This window comes from Actinokineospora alba, assembly GCF_004362515.1.
In the GTDB taxonomy this organism is placed as follows: domain Bacteria; phylum Actinomycetota; class Actinomycetes; order Mycobacteriales; family Pseudonocardiaceae; genus Actinokineospora; species Actinokineospora alba.
Window position 1 is genome coordinate 3,180,865 of record NZ_SNXU01000001.1, and the last position, 22,671, is coordinate 3,203,535.

The 22,671-nt window shown below is 69.6% G+C and carries 19 protein-coding genes and 1 pseudogene; 14 read left to right on the plus strand and 6 right to left on the minus strand.

All coding sequences use genetic code 11. The features are described from left to right. Position 1 precedes the first annotated feature (1 nt). From C8E96_RS14710 to C8E96_RS14720, 3 genes are all read left to right on the plus strand, one after another. Positions 2 to 1,663, plus strand: a complete 1,662-nt coding sequence (locus C8E96_RS14710) for a LuxR family transcriptional regulator (protein WP_091373592.1) — start codon at positions 2 to 4, stop codon at positions 1,661 to 1,663. Between the two features lie 309 nt (positions 1,664 to 1,972). Beyond that, positions 1,973 to 4,894 carry a S8 family serine peptidase gene (locus C8E96_RS14715; protein WP_166657999.1) on the plus strand — a complete coding sequence of 974 codons (2,922 nt, stop codon included), beginning with the start codon at positions 1,973 to 1,975 and terminating at the stop codon, positions 4,892 to 4,894. A gap of 173 nt (positions 4,895 to 5,067) precedes the next feature. Beyond that, complete coding sequence (locus C8E96_RS14720) at positions 5,068 to 6,084, plus strand: LysR family transcriptional regulator (protein WP_091373597.1); 1,017 nt, start codon at positions 5,068 to 5,070, stop codon at positions 6,082 to 6,084. Between the two features lie 91 nt (positions 6,085 to 6,175). Here C8E96_RS14720 and C8E96_RS14725 read toward each other — a convergent pair whose 3' ends face one another. Together C8E96_RS14725 and C8E96_RS14730 are read right to left on the minus strand one after the other, a co-directional pair. Next, the gene (locus tag C8E96_RS14725) at positions 6,176 to 6,586 is read right to left on the minus strand and encodes a GNAT family N-acetyltransferase (protein WP_091373600.1); all 411 of its coding nucleotides are present in this window, start codon (positions 6,584 to 6,586) and stop codon (positions 6,176 to 6,178) included. Further along, a pseudogene (locus C8E96_RS14730) lies at positions 6,519 to 6,827 on the minus strand (NUDIX domain-containing protein); the annotation flags it as partial. The pseudogene C8E96_RS14730 and the gene C8E96_RS14725, both read right to left, overlap by 68 nt. Before the next feature lie 188 nt (positions 6,828 to 7,015). Here C8E96_RS14730 and C8E96_RS14735 point away from each other — a divergent pair. Further along, positions 7,016 to 8,263 carry a serine hydrolase domain-containing protein gene (locus C8E96_RS14735; protein ID WP_166658000.1) on the plus strand — a complete coding sequence of 416 codons (1,248 nt, stop codon included), beginning with the start codon at positions 7,016 to 7,018 and terminating at the stop codon, positions 8,261 to 8,263. Between the two features lie 146 nt (positions 8,264 to 8,409). Here C8E96_RS14735 and C8E96_RS14740 read toward each other — a convergent pair whose 3' ends face one another. Beyond that, entirely contained in the window at positions 8,410 to 10,728 is a 2,319-nt protein-coding gene (locus tag C8E96_RS14740) for an ATP-binding protein (RefSeq protein WP_091373605.1), read from the minus strand. Between the two features lie 126 nt (positions 10,729 to 10,854). Continuing rightward, entirely contained in the window at positions 10,855 to 11,715 is an 861-nt protein-coding gene (locus C8E96_RS14745; RefSeq protein WP_091373608.1) for a poly(ethylene terephthalate) hydrolase family protein, read from the minus strand. A 283-nt stretch (positions 11,716 to 11,998) separates the two neighbouring features. Here C8E96_RS14745 and C8E96_RS14750 point away from each other — a divergent pair, with 283 nt between their 5' ends. The 8 genes from C8E96_RS14750 to C8E96_RS14780 all read left to right on the plus strand — a co-directional run bounded on the left by C8E96_RS14750 (position 11,999) and on the right by C8E96_RS14780 (position 18,689). Then, positions 11,999 to 12,823, plus strand: coding sequence for a poly(ethylene terephthalate) hydrolase family protein (locus C8E96_RS14750; protein ID WP_091374237.1), 825 nt, complete (start codon positions 11,999 to 12,001; stop codon positions 12,821 to 12,823). 1 nt (position 12,824) lies between these two features. Next, the gene (locus C8E96_RS14755; RefSeq protein ID WP_091373611.1) at positions 12,825 to 14,267 is read left to right on the plus strand and encodes a hypothetical protein; all 1,443 of its coding nucleotides are present in this window, start codon (positions 12,825 to 12,827) and stop codon (positions 14,265 to 14,267) included. Positions 14,268 to 14,451: 184 nt separating this feature from the next. Continuing rightward, entirely contained in the window at positions 14,452 to 15,483 is a 1,032-nt protein-coding gene (locus C8E96_RS14760; protein ID WP_133794473.1) for an ISAzo13-like element transposase-related protein, read from the plus strand. A 153-nt stretch (positions 15,484 to 15,636) separates the two neighbouring features. Further along, a complete protein-coding gene (locus C8E96_RS14765; RefSeq protein ID WP_133794474.1) occupies positions 15,637 to 16,725 on the plus strand; it encodes a dienelactone hydrolase family protein in 1,089 nt (362 codons plus the stop codon). 145 nt (positions 16,726 to 16,870) lie between these two features. Next, entirely contained in the window at positions 16,871 to 17,362 is a 492-nt protein-coding gene (locus tag C8E96_RS14770; RefSeq protein WP_324187087.1) for a class F sortase, read from the plus strand. 167 nt (positions 17,363 to 17,529) lie between these two features. Continuing rightward, positions 17,530 to 18,078 (plus strand): helix-turn-helix transcriptional regulator, encoded by a 549-nt coding sequence (locus tag C8E96_RS14775; RefSeq protein WP_091373621.1) that lies wholly within the window; start codon positions 17,530 to 17,532, stop codon positions 18,076 to 18,078. Between the two features lie 25 nt (positions 18,079 to 18,103). Beyond that, positions 18,104 to 18,241, plus strand: a complete 138-nt coding sequence (locus C8E96_RS33290) for a hypothetical protein (RefSeq protein WP_166658001.1) — start codon at positions 18,104 to 18,106, stop codon at positions 18,239 to 18,241. Positions 18,242 to 18,485: 244 nt separating this feature from the next. Further along, positions 18,486 to 18,689 (plus strand): hypothetical protein, encoded by a 204-nt coding sequence (locus C8E96_RS14780; RefSeq protein ID WP_091373624.1) that lies wholly within the window; start codon positions 18,486 to 18,488, stop codon positions 18,687 to 18,689. A 54-nt stretch (positions 18,690 to 18,743) separates the two neighbouring features. Here C8E96_RS14780 and C8E96_RS14785 read toward each other — a convergent pair whose 3' ends face one another. Next, the gene (locus C8E96_RS14785) at positions 18,744 to 19,964 is read right to left on the minus strand and encodes an MFS transporter (protein WP_091373626.1); all 1,221 of its coding nucleotides are present in this window, start codon (positions 19,962 to 19,964) and stop codon (positions 18,744 to 18,746) included. A 130-nt stretch (positions 19,965 to 20,094) separates the two neighbouring features. Between C8E96_RS14785 and C8E96_RS14790 the strand changes: the two genes are divergently transcribed. After that, positions 20,095 to 20,550: a MarR family winged helix-turn-helix transcriptional regulator gene (locus tag C8E96_RS14790; protein WP_091373629.1), complete on the plus strand. Its 456-nt coding sequence runs from the start codon at positions 20,095 to 20,097 to the stop codon at positions 20,548 to 20,550. A 54-nt stretch (positions 20,551 to 20,604) separates the two neighbouring features. On the opposite strand, the gene C8E96_RS14795 is transcribed toward C8E96_RS14790, so the two are convergent. Beyond that, positions 20,605 to 21,306 (minus strand): type 1 glutamine amidotransferase domain-containing protein, encoded by a 702-nt coding sequence (locus C8E96_RS14795; protein WP_091373631.1) that lies wholly within the window; start codon positions 21,304 to 21,306, stop codon positions 20,605 to 20,607. A 144-nt stretch (positions 21,307 to 21,450) separates the two neighbouring features. On the opposite strand from C8E96_RS14795, the gene C8E96_RS14800 reads away from it, so the two are divergent. Beyond that, complete coding sequence (locus tag C8E96_RS14800; protein WP_091373634.1) at positions 21,451 to 22,356, plus strand: LysR family transcriptional regulator; 906 nt, start codon at positions 21,451 to 21,453, stop codon at positions 22,354 to 22,356. Positions 22,357 to 22,671: the final 315 nt, after the last annotated feature.

Below are 22,671 nucleotides of genomic sequence, written 5' to 3' on the forward strand. Positions count from 1 at the left end.
TGTGACCGATTCCGATGGCCCGTTATCGACCGATCTGCTGTTTTCGTTCGCGCGATCGGCGAGCGCGGAGGCACGACGGGTCGCCGGGGCCGCCCAGGTGTTGGGCCTGCGTGGCGATCCCGACGCGGGCCTGGATCTGGTCTGGGACTTCCTGGCCTCCTCGGCCGATCTGACCGACGACGACCTGGTCGCGGCCGCGGAGACGACGAACCTGCTGCTGCTCTGGGGTGGCTCGGTCGATCGCACGACCCGGGTCCTGGACGCGTGCCTGTCCCGGGTGCGCGGCCCGTCCGGGCGCGGGGCGGTGCTGTTGACCTGGGCCCGCAGCCGCCCGGCGGACTTCAAGGAGTACTGCACGGAGGCCTTGGCCGAGTTCGCCGCGGCGGGTGACGTGCGCGGGCAGGCGGTGACGCTCGCCCGGATCGCGACCGACCACACCATGAGCAAGCCCGCGCACCGGCTCCGACTGGCCACCGAGGCGGTGACCCTCGCCGAGCGACTCGGCGACCCGTGGACGGTGGCGCTGTGCCGGGGCCACCTGTCGATCATCGAGACCTACCAGGGCGAGCCGGGCGCGATGGAGCACTGGCCGGACACGGTGCGGGTGGTGGTGGCCGGTGCGGACTCCGGCGCCGCGCAGACGGTCGCGTTCAACTACACGAACTGGGCGTTCGCCAAGCTGGGGGTCGGCGATCACGACGGCGCGGGCGAGATCGTCGCCGAGGGGCGCAGCACCGCGCACGGCCAGGCCTGGGCGTTCCGGTTCGCGGTGCAGGACGCCTGGGTGCGGGTGCGGCTCGGCGATCTGGCGGGCGCGGGCGCGGCACTGCCCCCGGACAGCACGGCGGCGCAGTCCTGGAACTACCGGGTCGCGGTGCGGGCGGCGGTGGCGTTCGAGCGTGACCGCGAACTGGACTCCGGTCCGCTCGCGGCGGCCTACGACCGGATCATGGTCTGGGACCCGCAGGTGGGCTGCTTCGCCGCGGGTGTGCTCGCGCTGACCCGGCACGCCCGCCGGGAACCCAACCCGGGCCGGGAGGCCATCGACGCGCTGCGCCGGGTCCGCGCCTGGCCGATCCGGTTCGGCTGGGAGGACGCGCTGATCGCGCTGGCCGTGGTCGACCCGGACGCCGCCGCGGTCGAGGCCGCCGAGATGGTGGACCTGTGGCCGGACAACCCGCGCGGTCTCGCCGCCCGCGCCTACGTCGAGGGACTGCTCGCCGGTGATCGCGACCGCCTGGTCGAGGCCGCGGACCGCTTCGCCGCGCTCCCGGAGCCCGTCACCGCGGGCCGGGCCCTGCACGCGGCCGCCGTCGTCGCCCCGAAGTCGGGCAACGACCTGCGCCGAGCGGCGATGGCCCTGCTCGAGCGCTGTGGTGCCGACCGGTCGCTGGCCGCCGTCGTGCGCGATCGCGCCCTGGCCCGCTGGAGTGACCACACCCCCGTGCCCGCCAGCCAGTCGCGCCGCACCTCGGCGGGTCTGACGGCGCGCGAGCGCGAGGTCGCCCTGCTCGCCGCCCGCGGGCTCACCGCGGCGGAGATCGCCGAGACGCTCGGGATCACGCTGAGCACGGCCCGCAACTACATCCTGCGGGTGCGCACGAAGTTCGGCGGCATCCCCAAGCGCCAACTCGCGAAGGCGCTGGGCATAGACCAGGCCTAGCGCTGTTCACGCGCATGTTATGGGTGCCCGGGATTAGTCCGAACCGGTATGACCCAGGTCATAGTCCACTAGCGACAAAATTTCCGCCGGCGGTCGAAAGGACCGTGGACGCCAAGTGAGGGCTAGGCGTCCGCAGGCCGAAAGGGGTCGTGTCCCAACCCTGCACACGTGAGGACAAAGCTCATGCTCGGTGCCAATCCGAGACGACGGGCCATCACGCTCGTAGTCTCAACGGTGTTAGTCGGTGCGGCCGTGGCAATCCCAGGTCACGCCAACGCCGCATCTCCCGCAGAAGCTCCCATCCGTCTGGTGACCGGCGAATTCCTGCCGAGTTCGCTGGCCGCCGTGCCGCACGGTCTCGAGGCCCGGTCGCTCGGCGCGAGTGAGCGCGGCAGCTACCTCGTCCAGTTCGAGGGCCCGGTCCGCGAGGACTGGAAAGCCGGCCTGACCGCCTTGGGCGCCACGATCGTCGAGTACATCCCCGACTACGCGTTCAAGGTCCGGATGAACCCGGGTCAGGCGAACCGTGCGGGCAAGCTCGCCGGCGTGCACTACGTCGGCCGTTTCCAGTCCGCATGGAAGGTCACCAAGGACGCCAAGGCGAAGATCGACGAGGGCAAGGCGGGCATCTACACCGTCCGCGCCGAGCAGGGCGTGGACCTGGCCGCGGTCCGCCGCGCCGCCGAGGCGACCGGCGCGGTCGTCACCGATCAGTCCGACGGCACGCTGCTGGTCGCCGCCGAGGCAGGCCAGGCAGGCAAGATCGCCGGCATCGAGGACGTGGCTTCGCTCGACCAGTTCCAGCTTCCGGAGAAGCACAACGAGCACGCCGCGGGCACGGTCATGCGCGCGACGCAGGCCAATGCCCGCGGGTATGACGGTTCCACGCAGATCGTGGCGGTTGCCGACACCGGCCTCGGTGGCGGTACCGCGGCCACCGCGCACCCGGACATCCCGGCCGGTCGCATGGTGGCGATCCACGACTGGCCCGGCGCCGACAGCCTCTGCTACAACGTGATGCCGGATGGCCCCGCGGACGTCGACAGCGGCCACGGCACGCACGTCGCGGTCTCGGTCGTCGGCGATGGCCAGGCCGATGGTGTGGGCAAGGCCGCCGCGTACGGCGCGCGCCTGATCTTCCAGGCCGTCGAGGACTACGCCGACGCGCTCTGCGCGCAGAGCGACGGCTACGGCCTGCACGGCCTGCCCGCCGATCTGGCGCGGCTGTTCCAGCAGGCCTACGACGGCGGCGCCCGCATCCACGCCAACTCGTGGGGTTCGGCCGCGGCAGGCAGTTACACCGCCACCTCGCAGCATGCCGACCGCTTCATCAACACCCACCGCGACATGCTGATCACCTTCAGCGCGGGCAACTCGGGCACCGACGCCAACGGCGACGGTGTCATCGACAACGACTCCATGGGCGCCCCGGCCACGGGCAAGAACGTGCTGACGGTCGGCGCCTCGGAGAACGGCAAGGCGCAGTCGCCGTGTGACGCGTCCCTGGTTTACCCCGCGCAGATCGACAGCGAGCAGCCGATCATCGGCAACCGCTCGTGCCGCGACCTCAACGGCCAGAACATCATCCCGTCCTGGGGCGCTCGGTGGCCTGCGAAGTACCCGGCCGAGCCGATCGCGTCGGACCCGCAGACCGGCAACGCGCAGCAGGTCGCGGCGTTCTCCAGCCGCGGCCCGACAGACGACGGCCGGATCAAGCCCGACATCGTGGCTCCCGGCTCGTGGATCCTGTCCGGCTACTCGGACAGGTACCAGCAGGGGTACGACGGCGCTGCCAACCCGCGGAACAACGGCTGGCAGAACGACGGCTACGGCTTCCCGCTGAACGACGACTACAAGTACTTCAGCGGCACGTCGATGTCGAACCCGCTGGCCGCCGGTGGCGCCACCGTGGTGCGCGACTTCTACAACAAGAAGCACACCGTCAACGCCAGCGCGGCGCTGGTCAAGGGCACCATGGTCAACTCCGCGACCGACCTGCTCGACGAGAACGGTGACGGCGCGAACGACAACGACCTGCCTGTGCCGAACGCACACGAGGGCTGGGGTCTGGTGAACCTGGACAAGGCCACCGCGGGCACCGCGAAGTTCGTCGACGAGGCCGTCGCGGGTCTGGCCACCGGCGGGGTCTCGGAGACGAAGTACACCGTCGAGGCCGGTCAGCCGCTGAAGATCACCATGGCGTACTCGGACAAGGAAGCGGCCATCAACGTGGGGGTCACCCTGGTCAACGACCTTGACCTCGAGGTCGTCTCGCCCACCGGCACCGTCTACCGCGGCAACGTCTTCGCCGGTGGCTGGTCGAACTCCGGCGGCACCGCGGACCGTCGCAACAACCTGGAGAACGTCTACCTGCAGAACCCGGTCGCGGGTGAGTGGACCGTGCGGGTTCGCGGCTTCAACGTTCCGCAGGGACCGCAGAAGTTCGCCCTGGTCGTCGACGGCAAGTTCGGCGCAGGCGGCGCGGTCAACGCCAACCCGGTCGTGACCAACCCCGGCAACAAGTCCACGCAGATCAACACCGCGGTGAACCTGCAGATCCAGGCCGCCGACGCGAACAACGACGTGCTGACCTACGCGGCGTCGGGTCTGCCGACCGGCCTGAGCATCGGTGCGAGCAACGGTCTGATCTCGGGCACCCCGACGGCGGCGGGCACGTCCAACGTGACCGTCACCGTGACTGACGGCAAGGGTGGCAGCGGTAACACCGCCTTCACCTGGACCGTCACGGCGGCGACGCAGCCCAACCAGCTGCTGGCCAACCCCGGCTTCGAATCCGGCAACACCGGCTGGAGCGGGACCACGGCGGGCGTCATCGTGAACTCCACGACCCGCCCGACGCACGGTGGATCGTGGTGGGCCCTCCTGGGCGGCAACGGCAACACTTCGTCGGAGAACCTGTACCAGCAGGTGACCATCCCCGCCTCGGCGGCGAGCGCGAGCGTCTCCTACTGGGTCCGGATCGACACCGCCGAGACCACGACGAGCACGGCGTTCGACAAGTTGCAGCTGCAGGTCCTCAACAGCTCGGGCACCGTGCTGGGCACCCTCGGCACTCTGTCCAACCTGAACAAGAGCACGTCCTACGTCCAGAAGACGTACGACCTGTCGGCCTACAAGGGGCAGACGATCCGGCTCAGGTGGCTGGTGAACGAGGACGTCTCGCTGCAGACGACGTTCGCAGTCGATGACACGGCACTGACCGTGTCGTAACGAAAGCGACCGTGGCGCGGTCGGCACCCGCTGACCGCGCCACGGCCACTCGTTGACCAATAACAGGTTCGGCCGACGTCCGGGATGGACTTCGCCGGGCCTTTCGACACGCGGTCTCGCCATCAGTCGGGCCCGGACTTGCACAATGTCGAGCCGCGGAGCATAACTTTGGTGTGCACGAGCTGGAGCTCCGTCATCTTCGAGTCATCATCGCTGTCGCGGACGCGGGCAGCCTGTCCAAGGCCGCCGTTCAACTCGGGATTTCGCAACCCGCGCTGACCGCCCAGCTGCAACGACTCGAGCGCCGCGTGGGCGGCCTGCTGTTCGCCCGCTCCGGCACCGGCGTCGTGCCGACCGACCTGGGCAGCTATGCCCTGTCGGCCGCCCGACTGGTCCTCACTGACGTCGACGAGATGATGGCCGGGCTCAAGCAGCGCATTCAGGCGGTGACGGTCGCGGGCATGATCCGTGTCGGCGGTCCGCCCGGTCTGATCGTGCCGCTGTTCGCCACCGCGATCGCCGAGCGCCTCGGCAACGTCGAGACCGCCATGTACATCGAGTCCACCCCGGTGGAACTGGCCCGCAAGGTCCTCGACGGCAAGGTCGACTTCGCCATCCTGGAGGAGAATCCCGGTTTCCGCACCCCGCTGCCCGCTCAGTTGCACAGCCAAGTGATGATCAGCGCCCCCATGTTCGTGGCCGTGTCCGACACGCACCGCCTCGCCGGTGTCGGCGACATCGACCTGCGCGAACTCGCCGACGAGAACTGGGTCCTGCCCCCGGTCGGCGAGGTCCCGGAGCAGCTCGCGCTGCTTCGCGCGTGCGCGGGAAGCGGGTTCACCCCGAAGATCAAGCACCAGGTCTCCGACTCGGCCACCACCCGCGCCCTGGTCCAGGCCGGTGCGGTCACGCTGGCCAAGCCGGTCGTCCGCGAAGGCCCAGGCCTGGTGATCCGCAATATCGCGGGCACCCCGCTGCGCCAAGAGATCGTGCTGATCTGGCACGAGGAGACGACGGTGGCGGCCACGGCGGAACAGGCCCGGATCGCGCTGCTGGAGGCCTACTCGAAGCTGGTCGGCACCAACCCGCTGTTCGCGGCCTGGTGGGCCGAGCACAAGGACGCCCCGGCCGAGGAAGCGTCCCGCACCGCCGGCTTTCGTAGTAGCGGCGAGAGCCCGCTTATGGGGTGACGTGTCCAAGGGGCGCCTGGGTTTCCGCTGGGGAGAGTCCTTTGTGGATCATACTGACAGTGTGTGCGGGTCATGGGTTCGTGGCTCGTGACTACTTGGCGACTTGTTTCTGAAAGAACAGGGAAGGCTGATTCGCCACGATGCCCGTCCCGGTCTGTGTGAACCCGCGAGTGCGGTACAGCCCGATCGCCGCGTGTTGGTGGGGTGTCGTGTCGAGGAGCAGGGTGTGGAAGCCGAGAGCGATGGCTCGCTGCTCCAGGTGATCGAGGATCAAGCGGCCGAAACCACGGCCTTGCCAGGTGGGATGAACCCGCATCCGCTTGAGCTCCGCCACTCCTGGCTCGATCGGGCGCAGCGCGCCCATCGCGAGGATGAATCCGCCTAGGGCGCCGACCACGAACTCGCCACCGGAATCGAGGTAGTGGCTCTGGATGTCCTCGAGGTCGTCGTCCCACGAACCCGGTCCGGCGTTCGCGCCCGTAACGACCGCGGGGACCCCGATCGGGGTCGGAGGCCCACCGTACGGGTACCAGGTCGATCTCGGCGAGTTCCAACCCCGTCTCTTCCGCCACCTCCCGGCACGCCGCCGCTTCCGGTCGCTCTCGGGCTTCTACGACACCTCCTGGTAGTGCCAGTCCTTGTTCGAAGGGAGGACGGGCGCGCTCGACCAAGAGAACGCTCCAACCCTCTTGCCCCGCTCCGAGCACCGCGTCATCGACTGTCAGCACACACGAACGTCCCACAGTGACCCCTCAGTTCCCGCCGGTCGGCGTCGCGATCGCGCTTTGTCACTATTTGATAATCCAGCGAATTGTGTTCAGTCACAACGATTCGCCGAAAAGTGTGGTGGTCGAGTCCATTGTGTCCGATGTGGAGCTCGTGCAGGCTTGTTCAGCAATCGACTTGGCGGCACGCGGTGAGGAGTCAGATGGTGCGGAAACACCTCAGGTGGCCTGGTGCGGTGGCGGTGGCGCTCAGTGCGGCGGTGCTTGTGCCGCTGACCGGGGCCGCGGCGCCCACGCCTGGGCCTGCGGGCACCGCCATCGCCGCGGCTGATCCGGGGTCCGCGCCTTGGGCACAGGTGCCTCGCGACCAGGTGGCCGCGCAGTGCGGGCTGGACCCGGTGCTGCTCGACCGGGCGAACGCGGCGCTGCCGAGCATCCCGTTCACCATCGTGCGGTACGGGAAGCTGTGTTGGGTCAACCGTCCGGCCGACACGACCTCGACGTACCACGTCGCCTCGGTGACGAAGACCTTTGCCGCGACTCTGTTCGGCATGATCTCCCAGCGCAGCAGCACCCTGGAGGACACCGACCCGGTTCGGGAATGGCTGTCCGGTTGGGAGGCCGGATTGATCAACCCGCAGGCCACGCTCGCGCACGTGCTGGCGATGACGTCGGCCAAACTGAACCTGGCGACCGACCGGAAGGGCGCCTGGATCTACGACGCGCTCGGCTTGGTCGAGATCGATCGGCTGATCACCGTGATGAACCGGGCGATCCAGCGCGAGCCCGCCGCGTTCCCCGGCGTCACCAACGTCCAGCAGTTCGCGCAGCGATACCTGTTCGACGTGCTCGGCATGCGTGACTCGAACTGGGGCGGTTCGAGCATCGCCTACAGCCTCAACAGCACCACCCAGGACCTGTCCAGGCTCGGGCTGTTGTTGATGCAGAAGGGCACCTGGCAGGGCACGCGGCTGCTCGAGGAGAAGTTCGTCTACCGGATGACGCATCCGGCGTTCGAGGACACCAACACCGGATATGGCTACCTCACCCAAATGAACGCCTATCAGGGATGGACCTACTCATCCGGCACCAATGACACCGCGTGCTCGCCGTACAGCACCTGGCCGCGTCACCCGCACGCCCCGTTCGACGCCACCACGCACAACTACAACGGCACCCCGTACACCGACGAGCGCCACGACATCGGTCTCGCCTGGGCGGCCGGGGTGGGCGGACAGCGGGTGTCGCTGCACCGCGGGCTCGATCTGGTGATCACCGTCCGGGACGACAGCACCAACGAGGGCCACAAACGGGTGTGGAACGCCATGCGGCCCGCATTGGTCGCGCTCGATCCGCGGTACGCGGGCGACGAAGCCGGGTTCTGTGCCGCCTACCAGCGCAGCCAGTACGCCCCGACACTTCGCTTCCCATGGTCGGCGAACGCGAGCCGGTAACCCGCCGCCGAAGTCCGAGATCGCTTGCCCTGCCTGCGATCTCGGACTTCCGCGCGTCGATGGTGACCCGCCGCCGGTGGTGTAGGCAGGCGAGCGGCGAAGTGGCGCAGCGTAGCGTCGCAAATGGACACCTGCGCGCCGGGCCGCTACCCGACAGTCTGTGAGCCGGTCGACCGCGGCATTGAGCGGTCCTCGGTCGCGGCGTCTCTGACCATCCATGCGGCGATTTGTGCCCGGTTGACGAAGTCGAGTTTGTTCAGGATGTTCCGCACGTGGGTGTCGGCGGTGCGTGTCGCGATGACCAGTTTGTTCGCGATCTCCCGGTTGGTCATGCCGTCCGACACCAGCCGCGCGATCTCCAGTTCGCGTGGGGTGAGCAGTGACGGATGCTCCTCGGGCGGGGAGGTGTCGGACCCGAGGGCATAGCTTTCTGCCCGGTCCGGTGGCATCGCGCGCCCGACAGCGAAAGCCTCGTCGAATCGGCGTTCGCCCAGCGCCTCGCGGGTGTTGTGCAGGTGGAAGCGATGCGCGAGCGATACCGCTAGGTCCGGCGACGCGCCAAGTGCGTCCCAGTGTGCCGCCGCGATCCCGAACAGCCTCGCGGCTCGCTCGTGGTCACCCTGGCAGTTGGCCACCCACGCCAGCGCATCGGTGTGGTAGGCCTGATCGAGCCGAATGCCCGCTTCGATGTCCAACCGCAGTGCCGCTTTCGCGGCGCCCTCGGCGATCTCGATGTTCCCACCGAGCAGTTCGACCACAGCCAGCCCGAAGTGCGCCATGGCCCGGTAGTACGTGTCGCCTGCCTGCTCGGTGAGCGTGATCATCCGGTGTATCGCGGCCCGGCTCGCGTCGAACTCGCCCCGGTAGGCCGAGCCGACGCCGTGCAGGAACAGGGGATGCAGCTCATGGCGCGGGTCGCCGCGCTCGCGGAACAGGGCCGCCGCCTCCCCGGCCAATTTGGCCGAGCCCGGTTTGGCCGCCATGATCAGGGCGAGGCTGCGCATGCAGGACAGGTATGGCGCGGCATCGTCGCCGCCGATGCGGGCCGCCTCGTCCAGCCGCGCGTTCGCGAGGTCGAGGTCGGAGTGCAGCAGCGCGAACAGCGCGGTCAGGCACAGTGCGCGAGCCCGGTCCGGGTGATCCGGGGGCAGCGCGGCCAGCGCCCGGTCCAACCAGGTCCGCGCCTCCACCGTGAGACCGCGCAACGCCCAGTACTCGTGCACCCGCATCGCCATCCGCAGTGCGACTTCCGCCTCACCCGGCGTGCTGGTCGACCAGTCCAAGGCGGCCCGCAGGTTCGCCTGGTCCCGCCGCATCCGATTGATCCAGGCCACCTGGCGCGGGCTGACCCAGTCGGCGTCGGCACGCTCGGTGAGCCGGTCGAACCAGTCCCGGTGCGCCCGCGCCGCCTCGTCCGCCAGCCCGGACCGCACCAGGTGTTCGTGTCCGTACTCGCGCAACGGCTCGAGCATCCGAAAGCGCGCCACGCCGCAGTCGCCCGCGTCGTCGGCATCGCGCACCAGCACCGACTTGTCCAGCAGTCGGTGGATCAGGTCCAGCACCCCGTCGTCGCCGCAGACGTGCTCGGCGGCCTCCAGGTCGAACGAACCCGCGAAGACCGACGCCCGGGCCCAGACCTCGCGCTCCGGTTCCGAGCACAGCTCGAAGCTCCAGTCGATCGTCGCCCGCAGGGTCTGCTGGCGCGGCGGCGCGGTGCGAGTGCCGATGGTGAGCAGCGCCAGTCCCTCGGTCAGCCGATCGGCGATCTGCGCGGGCGACAGCACTCGGATCCGGGTCGCGGCCAGTTCGATCGCCAATGGCAGTCCGTCCACCCGCCTGCACAGCCGGACCACGTCAGCCTGGTTGTCGGCGCTCAGCCGGAACTGGGGCACCGTGGCGGAAGCCCGCTCCACGAAGAGCGCCACCCCGTCATAGTCGAGCAACTCGTCGAGCGGCCGGTCATGATCGTCCGGCACCGCCAGCGGCGGCACCGGCAGCACATGCTCGCCCTCGACCCCCAGTGACTGCCTGCTGGTGGCCAGCACTGTCACCTTGGGACACTCGGTCAGCAGCGCGCGGGCGAACTCGGCGGCGGCGTCGATCACGTGCTCGCAATTGTCCAGCACCACCAGTGCGCGGCGACCTCGCAGATGCTCGAACACGGCGGCGGCACCGGCTCGGCCGGACACCTCGTGCAGACCCAGGCGGTCGGCGACCAGGTTGGCCAGCGCTTCCGCCTCGCGCAGCTCGGCGAGGCCGACGAACACCACTCCGTCAGCGAACGCCCGTCCGGTGTCCCGCGCGACCCGGGCGGCGAGCCGGGTCTTGCCCACGCCGCCCGGCCCGGTCAAGGTGACCATCCGGCTCACCCCCAGCAACCTGCGCACCTCTGCGCCCTCGCGTCGCCGACCCACGAAACTGGTCAGCTCGCCAGGGGCCCGCACACCGTTGTCGGTTCCCGCCATCCTCACCTCACCAGCGCAGCGCCTCAACCTAGCCCAGCGGTGGCACCGGTGCCAGACACGCCGCTGCCCCGCCTGACCATGGCCAGGCGGGGCAGCGGCGTTCGGTTATGCGGCGGCGTTCGGTGATCAGGTGTGCGGGCAGGTCCCCTTGGACACCGAGATCGCGGCGGCCTGCGGGACCGGGCACAGGAACTGGTCGTACCGGGTGTCGTTGTCGACGAACCGCTTCAGCCACGCGATGCTGTACTTCGCGATCGTGACGTTCGGGGACATCGGCACGAAATGGCTTCCACCCGCGAGTTCGATGTAGGCCTTGTTCACGCCCGCGGGAATGCTGTTGTAGAACGGGACGGCGTGCTGCCCGACCGGTGCGATCCAGTCGTTCTGTCCACCGACGATCAGCGTCGGGGTGCGCACCGCGCTGAAGTTCTTGCCCAGGTCCCATGGTTCGAGCGGGATGGCGGCCTTGAGCGCCGGATGCATTTCCGCGGCCTCAAGGGAGCCGCCACCGCCCATGGAGTGGCCCATCACCGCCAGCCGGGAGCCATCGATGCGGTCCTTGGCCGGGCTCTGCTCCACCAGATACTTCAGCGCGGCCAGCATTTGCGCCGCCCGCGCGCCCGGCTGGTCCACCGCGGTGTTGGTCGCGATGGTGAGCACGACAAAGCCCTGCGAGGCCAGCCGCGGGCCGTACCATTTCATCTCCGGCGAGAGGAATCCGGGCGTGACGACCACCGCGCCGAACGTGCCCTGACTGGTGTCGGTCGGGTAGGTCAGGGTTCCGCCGCCGAAGCCGTTCCCGCCGGGAACCGGCGTGGCCGCCACCGCGAACGCTCCGGTCGGCGCCTCGATACTGGCCGTCGTCGGCGCGGGACCCCGCTGGTAAGGATTGCCCTCGATGCCGGGGCCCGCGTTAGCCAGGCCGGTCCCGGCGGCGATCATGGCCGCGATACCCACCGCGGCCCCTAGTTTGCGCCACTTCCGCATGTGTCGATTCCTCCGTCAGCCGAACAAGTTCGGTACGCCGCTTTGTTGGATCTCCGTGGCGAGAATTCGGCCCCTCCACGTGGACCGCGAGCCTCCCGTGGCGCGGGCTGATCGGGCATCGGTCGTTTGACGTAGAGACATACGTGTTCCACGTCAGTCGGCAGTGGCAGGCCCGCCGGCTCCATCCGGCGGAGTACGCGGATACGCGATTTCACCTATATCCGGACGCGGCGTTACGTGGCCACACTGTGGGCCGACCCCGCCGCACAAGGGAGTGCACACCATGAGGAAACGACTGATCGCCCTTGGATTTGTCGCGGCCATCGCCGCCGCCGTGCCCGTGGTGGGCCAGGCCGCGGCGGCTGAGTGCCCGCCCGCGCCGTCGGACTGGGCGGCAGCAGGCCCGTTCCCGGTCACCGTCGAGGCGGGCGGGAGCGCGCACACCATTTACCGGCCCACCCAACTCGGGGGCTGCGGCGCGCACGCGGTGATCATCTGGGGCAACGGGACTTGGGCGACGCCGTCGTCCTACGACGCGCTGCTGCGGCACTTCGCCTCGCATGGGTTCATCGTGGCCGCGGCGAAGACCACGCAGGCCGGTTCGGGTCGGGAGATGTTGGCGGGCCTGGATTATCTGGCGACGCGGAACAACACGGCCGGCGATGTCTACGCGGGCAAGGTCGACCTGACCAGGGTCGGTGCGACGGGGCATTCCCAGGGCGGCGGCGGGGCCATCGCGGCAGGCGCCGATCCTCGGGTGGACACCGTGGTGCCGATCGAACCCGGCCCCCAGGGCGACGTCGCGGCCTTGCACGGGCCCACGTTCTTCCTCGCCGGACAGAACGACCAGATCGTGGTCCCGAGCCAACTCGTGTACCCGCGCTACCAGAAGGCCACCCACATCCCGGCGGTCTACGGCGAACTGGCGGGCGCGGGCCACTTCACCGCGGGCGGCAACGGCGGCGGTTTCCGCGGACCCGTCACCGCGTGGTTCCGCGCCGAACTCTTGGCCGACGCGAACGCCCGCACCGAGTTCTCCGGCGCGGACTGCGGTTACTGCGACTCGCCTGTCTGGTCTCGCTTCGAGCGCAACGCGCTGGCCGGCTGAGGTGGAGCACGACGAGGCGGTCGCCGAACTCGAGCTGCTGGCGGAGCTGGGGCCCCGCTTCCCCGGCTCCGCGAGCCACGACCGCCTCGTCGACCACGTCGCCGCGCACTGGGCGGACCTGGGCCTGACGGTCCGCGAGGACGTCCTGCGCTTCGACCGGTGGGACCTGCCCAGCACCCCTGGCGGGCTCACGCTGACCGTCGGCGGCAGGCCGGTGGAAATCTCGTCGGTGTTCCCCTACTCGGGGACGACCGGCGCCGAGGGAGTCCGTGGGCCGCTGGGGCTGCTTGAGCGGTCCACGGCTCCCGACGGCGTCGCCGTGGTCGAGCTGCGCAACCGGCCAGTGCCCTTCGACGCGCTGGTCCGCAGTTGGGGACAAGGCGCTCCGTGGGGCACGGTGACCCACCCGGTGCTCGCCGCCACGCTGTCCGCCGAACGCGGACTCGCCAAGGCAAAGCGCGCGGGCGCCCGCGCGGTCGTGTTCGCCTGGCGCGGCATCAGCGCCGCCAACGCCCGCGGCCAACAGGTCCCGTTCACCTTGCCGTATCAGGACATTCCGGCCGTACTCGTGGCGGGCGAGGCCGCCGACACGGTCCTCGCCCGCGCCGAGCGGGGCGACCCGGCCGAGCTGGTGCTCGACGCGGCGCTCACGCCGGACAGTGCGATGAGGACAGTGTGGACGGTTGTCGAGGGCGCCGAGCGGCCGGACGAAACCGTGCTGGTGATCACCCACAGCGACGGTACCAACGTGGTCGAGGAGAACGGGCACCTCGCCCTGGTCGAGCTGGCCAGGGACGTCGTCGCCCGGCGGCCCGAACGCAGCGTCGTGTTCGTGTTCACCGCGGGCCACCTGCGAATTCCGGCCGTCATCGATGGCCACGGCCAGGCCACCACCCGCTGGCTGGACGACCACCGAGACTGGTGGGCGGGCGGCGACGGACAGCGGCGCGCGGTCGCCGGGCTGGTGGCCGAACACCTCGGCGCGGTGGAGTACGCCGACGATCCCGCCACCGGCGGCTACGGCCCGACCGGACGCGCCGAGCCGGAGCTGCTCTACGCCACCACCAGGGAACTCAAGGCGGTCGCGTCCGTCGAATGGCGCGGAGCCGAGTCAGGCCCGCCGCTCGTCTGCGCCCCGACGCCGGTGATCCAGTTCGGCGAGGGGCAGCCGCTGACCCTCGCGCGCATCCCCAACATCTCGCTGGTCACCGCCCCGCAGTACCTGCTCAGCGACCATCCTGGCGACTACGTGGACGTACCGCTGCTGCTGCGGCAGGTGGACAGCTTCCGCCGCCTGCTGCGCAGACTCGACACCCTGCCCGCGGACAAGGTCGGCACCGTCCCCGCGCACACCCGCATCCGCAAGATCGCCGCGACCGCAAGGCTCACCGCCGCACTCGCCGCGACCGCCCTGCGCGAGCGGCGGACGCGGCGCTCCGGCTGAGCTGAATACGCAAGATCACCTATGTCCTTGAGTCCGCAAACACCATCGATAGGCAATTCAGTCGTCGCGCGCCGTTGGGCTGCGCGGCCGGTTCTCCGCATCGCCGCGTCCTACGGAGGCTCCTGCAAAGGAATAACATTTACTTTGTTCGGGCAGGCCGTGATCCCCGTGATATTGCTGCACCGTGAATTCAGATGAGGCGTTAGCGGCGAAGTTCGCCGCATTGTTGCCACACCTGAATGAACGACAGCGCCGACTCGTCCTCGGCGCGGAGGCCCGAGCGCTGGGTCGCGGGGGAGTGAAGGCGGTCGCGCGGGCGGCCGGGGCCAGCGCGATCACCGTCTCGCGAGGCATGGCCGAGTTGCTGGGCGGGCCGAGCCTCGACGGACGCGCCCGCCGCCCCGGCGGCGGACGCAAGCCCGCCGCCGCGGGCGACGACGGCGTCCAGGCGCTGCTGTCGCTCATGGAGCCCGGCGGGCAGGCGGCCCCCCTGCTGTGGACGACGAAGTCGACGCGCCAGTTGGCCCAGACGCTGGCCCACGCGGGCCACCCGCTGTCGGCGCCGACCGTCGCCAAGCTGCTGCGCGATCAGGGTTTCATCCTGCTGGGCAACGCCAAGGCGGTCGACGCGGGCCGCGTCGACCGGGACACCCAGTTCCGCCACGCCCACAACCTCGCGGCCGACCACCTCGGCGCGGGAGACCCGGTCATCAGTCTCAACATCGCCAAGAAAGTGCTGGTCGGAGCCGATGTGGACGGCAATTGGGACAATGTCGACGCTGACCAGCACACCGTCGTCCTGGCGGCGGCGACCATCCGCACCTGGTGGCAACGCTGCGGCCCGCGGGCAAACCGGCTGCTGATCGTCGCCGACGCGGGCGGGACCGCCGGATACCGGACAGGCCGCTGGGCCGTCGAGCTGTCCGCGCTGGCCGACGACATCGGGCTGCCCCTGACCGTCTGCCACCTGCCGCCCGGCACCAGCCGGTGGTGTGGCGTCGAGTCCCGCGTCAGCGCGCACTCGCACATGCATGTGCCCGGTCAGACCAGCCGCCACGAGGTCGTGGTGGCGGGGGTCGGCGGGCAAGTCCCCACCGAACCCGTTGCCGTGGACCTCGGGTCAGCCGATCAATGGCCGGAAGGTGAACAGCGGGTGGTGCTGCGCCGCGCGGCCGACGGCGGCTGGGACTACGGCGTCGCGCCCCGGTCAAGTTGAGTCGGCGTGTTATTTCTTTACAGTCCTCGGGCGAATTTCACACCAATCGGTGATTGGCCCGCGACGCGGGCGTCCTGGGTTGCCCGACAGGAGACCGCGTTCTTACTGTTCGAGCCCTCCTGAAGGAATTCCAATGCGTAGGAGCTTTGTCCAGTGAATTCATTGCACTTGCGGACGGGCGTGCTCGGAGCCGCGTTCGCCGCGTCGCTCGGCCTGCTCGGCCCCGCTGTCGCGTCCGCGCAGAACTGTGCCCCGCCGCCGTGTTCGCAGACCACGGTCCGCGGCTCGGCCCCAAGCGAGGAAAGCATCCAGGCGGAGACCGGCCCGTACACGACGGCGACGGTCGCCGTTTCCGCGCAGGAGGGTTCCGGTTTCGGCGGCGGCACGATCTACCACCCGACAGGGACCGACTGCACGTTCGGCGGCGTCGTCGCCATCGCCGGCCTGAACCAGTCCGCGGAGTCCATCGCCTGGTGGGGACCGCGAATCGCGTCGCAGGGCTTCGTGGTGCTCATCGCCAACGCCAAGGCCGGGACGGAGGGCCCAGCGCAGCGAGTGGCCGACTTCAAGGCCGCGTTCACGTACCTCACCGACGCCAGCTCGGTGAAGGACCAGGTCGACGCGGGCAGGCTGGCCGCGATGGGCCACTCTTTCGGCGGCGGGGCCGCGCTCACCCTGGCCGAGCAGCTGCCGAGCCTCAAGGCGATCATCCCGACCAGCCCGTCCGGCCTCACCGACCCCGGCTCGATCGACGGCTACCCCAAGGTCACTGTCCCCACCCTGATCGTGGCCATGCAGAACGACGAGCTCGCGCCGCCCGCCGTGATGGGAAAGATGTACTACAACAGCATTCCCGCCCCGACCGCGAAGGCATACATGGAGTTCGCGGGCGCCATGCACACGGTGCCGACCTCGCCGAACACGATGATCGGGAAAGCGATGGTGTCGTGGCTGAAGCGGTTCGTCGACGCCGACAGCCGCTTTGACCAGTTCCTCTGGCCGCTGACCGACCCGGACTCGAAGCTGTCGGCGTACCAGTTCGTCAAGCCCGCGCAGCCCGCGCCGTCGATCCCAGGCTGCGAGCCGTCTCCGGCGCCGCAGCCCGCTCCGTCCCCGGCGCCGCAGCCGTCTCCGACTCCGACGACCACCAGGCCCACGTCCCCGCCGTCCGGTGATGGACAGGTCGGCCAGGTTCCGGTCGGTGCGCCGGAGACCGGCGGCGGCAGTCTCGCCGAGCGCTGAGCGGAGGAAGACGTTGACGGTGCGTCACTCGGCACCGCAGGCGCGACAGGGCCGTGGACTTCGGTCGGCGGTTCTGTCGTTCGTCCTGCTCGCGCTGTTCCCTCTGGTCGGGTGTGGCGCGAGCCAGACTCCGACGGACTCCGCGATGTCCGCGCCGCCCGGGCAGGTCGCGCACGCGGGGATGACTCGGTCCGATCCGGTCTGGATCAAGGTGCCGAGCATCGAGGCGGACTCCTCGCTGGTGCAGACCGGCCTCAACCAGGACCGGACGATCGAGGTTCCGCCGGTGGACCAGCCGATGCAGGCCAGTTGGTACAAGTTCAGCCCGACGCCGGGGGAGACCGGTCCGGCGATCATCCTCGGCCACGTCGACGGCAACCAGCGCAAGGGCGTGTTCTGGCGCCTGCACGAGGTCAAGCCGGGCGCCGAAGTGCTGATCGGCAGGCAGGACGGCTCGGTGGCCGAATTCGTGGTGGACGCGGTCAAACGCGTGTCCAAGAAGGAGTTCCCCACTGACGAGGTGTACGGGGACACGCCGAACGCGCAGGTGCGGCTGATCACCTGTGGTGGCGAGTTCGACAAGGCCGCCCGCCGCTACCTCGACAACTGGATCGTCTACGGCACACTCAAGCGCTGACGAGGTCAGCCCCGCCACGGTATCCGCGGCGGGGCTGATCCGTATCCCCGCTTCGACCCGCTGCCGGTTAGCTCATCTGGTCCAACCCTCAGGATGTCGGCCAGTTCACGTCACAGTCGCGTGGTTCGTCAGTTCACCAGGTGACCGGAGTACCACAGTCACGTCTGATGGAGGGATACGTGCGGGTCAACACGGCGGCCTACCGGCGGATACTCGGAGACGAGATCCGACGCTCGCGCAAGCAGCGCGGCTGGACCCGCAAGGACCTCCAGGAGCGGCTGCAGACCGAGATCTCGCAGCAGACCTTGGCGGCCTATGAACTGGGTACCCGTCAGTGCTCGGTCTTGCGCCTGGCCGAGATCTGCCTCGCGCTCGGCGAGCCGCCCCAGGAGCTGATGGTCCGCGTCCACAACCGGTTCTTCGGGGGAACCGTGGTCGACCGCATCCGCGTCGACCTGCGCTCAGTGGTGGCCGAGCGTTCCACCGACCTGCTCCCGCTGCGCCGCTGGGCGTTCGAGCTACTCGCCAGGCCCACCGGCTCCACACCGGCCGAGGTGTACCTCGATCATTCCGCGATCGAGCGGATGGCTGAGCTGTGCGGCATCGACAACACCGACCTTGTCGCTCGCCTAAGAGCTTTACGCCCAGTCGAACTCGTGCGGGCGAAGACCGATGACCACGACCGAGTGCCCACGGATGCCCTGACTCGACGGTGATCGCCCCAAGCGAAGGGAACGAGACGTGAACCCGACCGACCAGCCCTCCGGTCCGCCGCCCACCCCCGAGCCGCAGCCGGGAGCGAAGGACGAGTGGGAACGGACACCGCTGTTCGACGCCCTCTGCGCCGAGTTCGGCTTCCCTGTGGGAAGTCTCGCCTGACAGGTGTCGCCGGACCCTTGACGCGATGAGCGGTGGACGCCTGTCGGACGTCCCGTTTCATCCACCCCCGACCTGACCGCGGCCATCGTCCGCACTCGCGCCCGAACGTGGTCTGTTCGACATTCGAGGCGGCCGGATTGCCCTCTGTAACTGGCGTCACACGGTAGATCCTCCCGCGTCCCAGTGCGGGAGGTGAACGCGTGGTGGTGTCCACAGTGTCGTGCGGTGATCGCGGAGGTGCGTGGTGACCAGTCCTGAGGAGGCCGATCTTGCGGCCAATCTGGTGTGCCTGGCGGTCAAGTTGGACACGCTGGCCGTGGCGGCCCGCCAGTACGCGCGGGGACTGATCCTTGAATGGACCACCCCGGAGAACGCCCAAGCCCTGGCCGCCGCGCTGGAAACCGCCGCTCAGCACGTGCGCGCGTTTGGCGAGTCCTCGCGGGGGTGATCGATGACCAGCCTCCGCCCGCTGAGCTCGGCAGGGATTGCGGGCGCTGTGACTTCACCTGCCGCCGTTGACGGGGATCGGCGCGGTCCCCGATGGGGACTCGCCGGGTGAAGTGTCGCGATAGGACGTCTTGACGCGACGGTCCAGGTAGGCGGCCACGAAAGCCAGTAGCAGGGCGGTGCCGGTGAGCAGGGCGCCGACCCAGTTCGCGGCGGTGTAGCCGAGTCCGGCGGAGATGACGATGCCGCCGAGCCACGCGGCCAGGGCGTTGCCGAGGTTGAAGGCGCCGATGTTGGCCGCGGAGGCCAGGGTCGGGGCCGCGGCGGCCTGGTCCAGGACCCGTTTCTGCAGCGGCGGCACGGTCGCGAATCCCAAGGCGCCGATCAGGGTCAGTGTGATGGCCGCGAGGACCTTGTCGTGGGCGGTCACGGTGAACAGCAGCAGGGTGAGGGCGAGGGCGCCGAGCGCGGTGAAGAGCATCGGCATCAGGGCGCGGTCGGCGAAGCGGCCGCCCACCAGGTTTCCGGCGAACATCCCGAATCCGAACAGGACCAGCAGCCAGGTGACCGCACCCGGGGAGTAGCCGGTGACCTCGGTCATCATCGGCGCGATGTAGGTGATCGCCGCGAACACGCCGCCGTATCCGAGGACGGTCATCGCCATGGCGAGCCAGACCTGCGCGCTCCGGAACGCCGCGAACTCGGCGCGGATGGTGACCCCTCGGGGCTTGCCTGCCTCCGGCACGAGCGCGGCGACGCCGACCAGGCCCACGACACCGAGCAGGGCGACCAAGGTGAAGGTGACCCGCCATCCCGCGCTCTGCCCGATCGAGGTGCCCAGCGGCACGCCGACGATGTTGGCCACGGTCAGGCCCATGAACATCAGGGAGATGGCGGACGCCTTCCGCTCGGGGGCGACCAGGCCGGCGGCGACGACCGATCCGACGCCGAAGAACGCTCCGTGCGCGAGCGCGGCGACGACGCGTCCGGCCAGCATGGCGCCGAAGGTGGGGGCGGCGGCGGAGATCGCGTTGCCGATGATGAACAGGCCCATCAGCAGCATGAGCATCTTCTTGCGGGACACCTTGGTACCGAGGACGGTCAACACGGGCGCGCCGAGCACGACGCCGAGGGCGTAGCCGGTCACCAGCCACCCCGCGGTGGGGATCGAGACACCGAACTCGGCCGCGACCTGGGGGAGCACACCCATGATCACGAACTCGGTGGTGCCGATCCCGAAGGCCCCGATGGCCAGGGCCAGGAGTGCGAGAGGCATGCGAACAGCCCTTCTGGTCGTTGTGGGCGACGATTACAAGCGTAGACAATAATTGCAGACGCGGGCTATTGGCTAGCGAGGGCTTTGTCACAGAGGTGTGCCACCATGGAGGGCGGACGAAGGAGATCCCGTGAAGGCACCCGCACCGACGCGGACCGCGCCCGCCCAGGGCTGGTGCGCCCTGTCGCTGCTGCACGGCAGGATCGAGGCCCGCATTGAGCGCGCGCTGCAGACCGCGTACGACCTGAGCGTGCGGGAGTTCTCGCTGCTCGACGTGCTGAGCAAGCAGCACGACGGCGAAGGTGGCCATCTGCAGATGAAGCAGGTAGCCGACGCCGTGGTCTTGAGCCAGAGCGCCACGACTCGGCTGGTCACCCGGCTCGAGGAGCGCGGGCTGCTGTCGCGCTACCTGTGTCCCACCGACCGTCGCGGCATCTACACCAACGTCTCGGACGCGGGCCTGGAACTACTGGAAACCGCTCGTCCCGTCCACGACGCCGCCCTGAGCGAAGCGCTCGACGAGGCGGGCCGTGAGCCGCACCTGAGCCCGCTGGTCGAAGCCGTCAGGGCGCTCGGAGCCGGGTGACCGTTCGGAATCGGGACTCCGCGGGGCGGTGGCGCCCGATTCCGAACGGGACGGTCAGCCGCGCAGTGCCTTGAGCACGCGCTCGGCGGTGTCCTTGCTGGACTGAGGGTTCTGGCCGGTGATCAGGTTGCCGTCCTCGACGACCACGCTCTGCCAGGCGGGACCCGTCTCGACGACGGCGCCGCGCTCGCGGAGGCGGCTTTCGACGAGGTACGGGGCGTTGTCGCCCAGGCCTCCCTGACGTTCCTCCTCGTCGGTGAAGGAGGTGAGGGACCGGCCGGCGAAGGTGAAGCCGCCGTCCTCCTTGGTGGCGCTCAGCAGCGCGGCGACTCCGTGGCAGAGGGCGGCGACGGTCTTGCCCTCCGCGGTGGCCGCGTTGAGCAGCTCGCCGAGGTCCCGGTCGTCGGCGAGATCGGCCATCGGGGCGTGTCCGCCGGGAAGGTAGATCGCGTCGTAGTCGCCGATACGGACGTCGGCCACCGCGAGCGGCGCGTCGAGCCGCTGGGCGATGGAGTCCAGGTACGCGCGGAACCGTCGCGCGTCGGACTCCGAGACGCCGCCGCGCTCGTCCAGGCTCAGCGCGTCCACGGTGGGTCGGACGCCACCCGGCGTGGCGATGTCCACCTCGACACCCGCGGCTCGCAGGACCTCGTGCGACGCCGCGACCTCTTCGGCCCAGTACCCGGTCGGATGGGTCGACCCATCCGCCAGCGTCATGCTGTCCGCACCGGAGATCACCATCAGAATCCTGGACATCGGGAGCCCTTCCTGTCGTTGTCCGGCAACGGGTGACGCCACCGGGGCCGCGGTGTCGCGGCACTGGGGACAACGTCGGGTTCCATCAGATGTGTTCCACTGGCAGGATGCGTTCCATAAGAATATTTATGGAAGGCGGGTTGTGTGGCGAACCTGGATCTGCTGTCGACGTTCCTGGAGATCTACCGCGCGGGATCGCTGTCGGCCGCCGCCGAGCGCCTCGGGCTGACCCAGCCCGCGGTCAGCGGCCAACTCGCGCGGCTGGAGCGACAACTCGGCGAACCGCTGTTCATCCGCTCCCGACAAGGAGTCACCCCCACCCAGCACGCGGCGGCCCTGGCGGCCCGTGTCGGCCTGCACGTGGAGAAGCTCCGGGCGGCGTTGGACACCGGGGACACGAACCCCGTCCTGCGCGGCACCATCCGGATCGGCGGCGCCGCCGAGGTGATGACCGAGCGCGTGCTTCCCGCGCTCGCCCCGCTGACCGCCCGCGGGGTGAAGATCCACGCGACCCTCGGCCTCGCCCAAGACCTGTTGTCCGCCTTGGCATCGGACCGACTCGATCTCGCCGTCTCGGCCGTGCGCCCGACAGCGCCCACCGTGATCGCGACGCCGCTGATCGACGAGGAGTTCGTCCTCGTCTGCCCGCAGGCGCTGGCACACACCATCGACCCGGACCGACTGCGAACCGATCCCGCGCACGCCCTGTCGCACCTGCCGCTGGTCGTCTACGCGCCGGACGCGCCCATCGTCCGCCGTTACTGGCTGAGCGAGTTCACCCGCCGCCCGCCCAACCCGATCGCGATGGTGGTGTCCGACCTCCGCGCGGTGGTCGCCGCCGTCGCCGCGGGCGCGGGTATCTCGGTCGTGCCGACCTACCTCGCCTCGGCCGCTCTCGCCGCCGGAACCGTGGTGCAACCGCACCGGCCGGAAGTCCCACCCCTGAACACCCTGTACCTGGCCACCCGGCGCGGCGCTCCCGCCACCCCGGCCCTCACCGTCCTCCGGGACCACCTGATCGAAGCCGCGAACGGCTGGGGCACCCTGTGATCACGGCCGGCGCGGCGGCGGGTCATGATCGGCTGCGTGATGCCGGCCGCGCGGACGCGCCTGCTCGGACAATCGACCGAAATCGTGCGGATCGTGCCAAGGACTCATCGTTCGCGGACACGAAGATTGTTCCAGCTGAACAGTGAACGCACCCCATTCCGGGGCACGGCGTCACTGGTCCGCACGCGAGCTTAACGCGCAGGGCAGGTTCGCTGCCGCGCTCCAGTGCGGCTCTCCGTCGGGAGCAAAGATCAACGCACAGAGTGAAGTCTTTCCTGCTGGAGATCCACTGTGCGTGCGCACGGCATCGTTGAT

Coding starts and splice junctions, on each gene's coding strand:
- C8E96_RS14740 (WP_091373605.1), bottom strand. CDS start 10,728: ATGGCGGGAACCGACAACGGTGTGCGGGCCCCTGGCGAGCTGACCAGT.
- C8E96_RS14745 (WP_091373608.1), bottom strand. CDS start 11,715: ATGCGGAAGTGGCGCAAACTAGGGGCCGCGGTGGGTATCGCGGCCATG.
- C8E96_RS14750 (WP_091374237.1), top strand. CDS start 11,999: ATGAGGAAACGACTGATCGCCCTTGGATTTGTCGCGGCCATCGCCGCC.
- C8E96_RS14770 (WP_324187087.1), top strand. CDS start 16,871: ATGTCCGCGCCGCCCGGGCAGGTCGCGCACGCGGGGATGACTCGGTCC.
- C8E96_RS14775 (WP_091373621.1), top strand. CDS start 17,530: ATGGAGGGATACGTGCGGGTCAACACGGCGGCCTACCGGCGGATACTC.
- C8E96_RS14785 (WP_091373626.1), bottom strand. CDS start 19,964: ATGCCTCTCGCACTCCTGGCCCTGGCCATCGGGGCCTTCGGGATCGGC.
- C8E96_RS14795 (WP_091373631.1), bottom strand. CDS start 21,306: ATGTCCAGGATTCTGATGGTGATCTCCGGTGCGGACAGCATGACGCTG.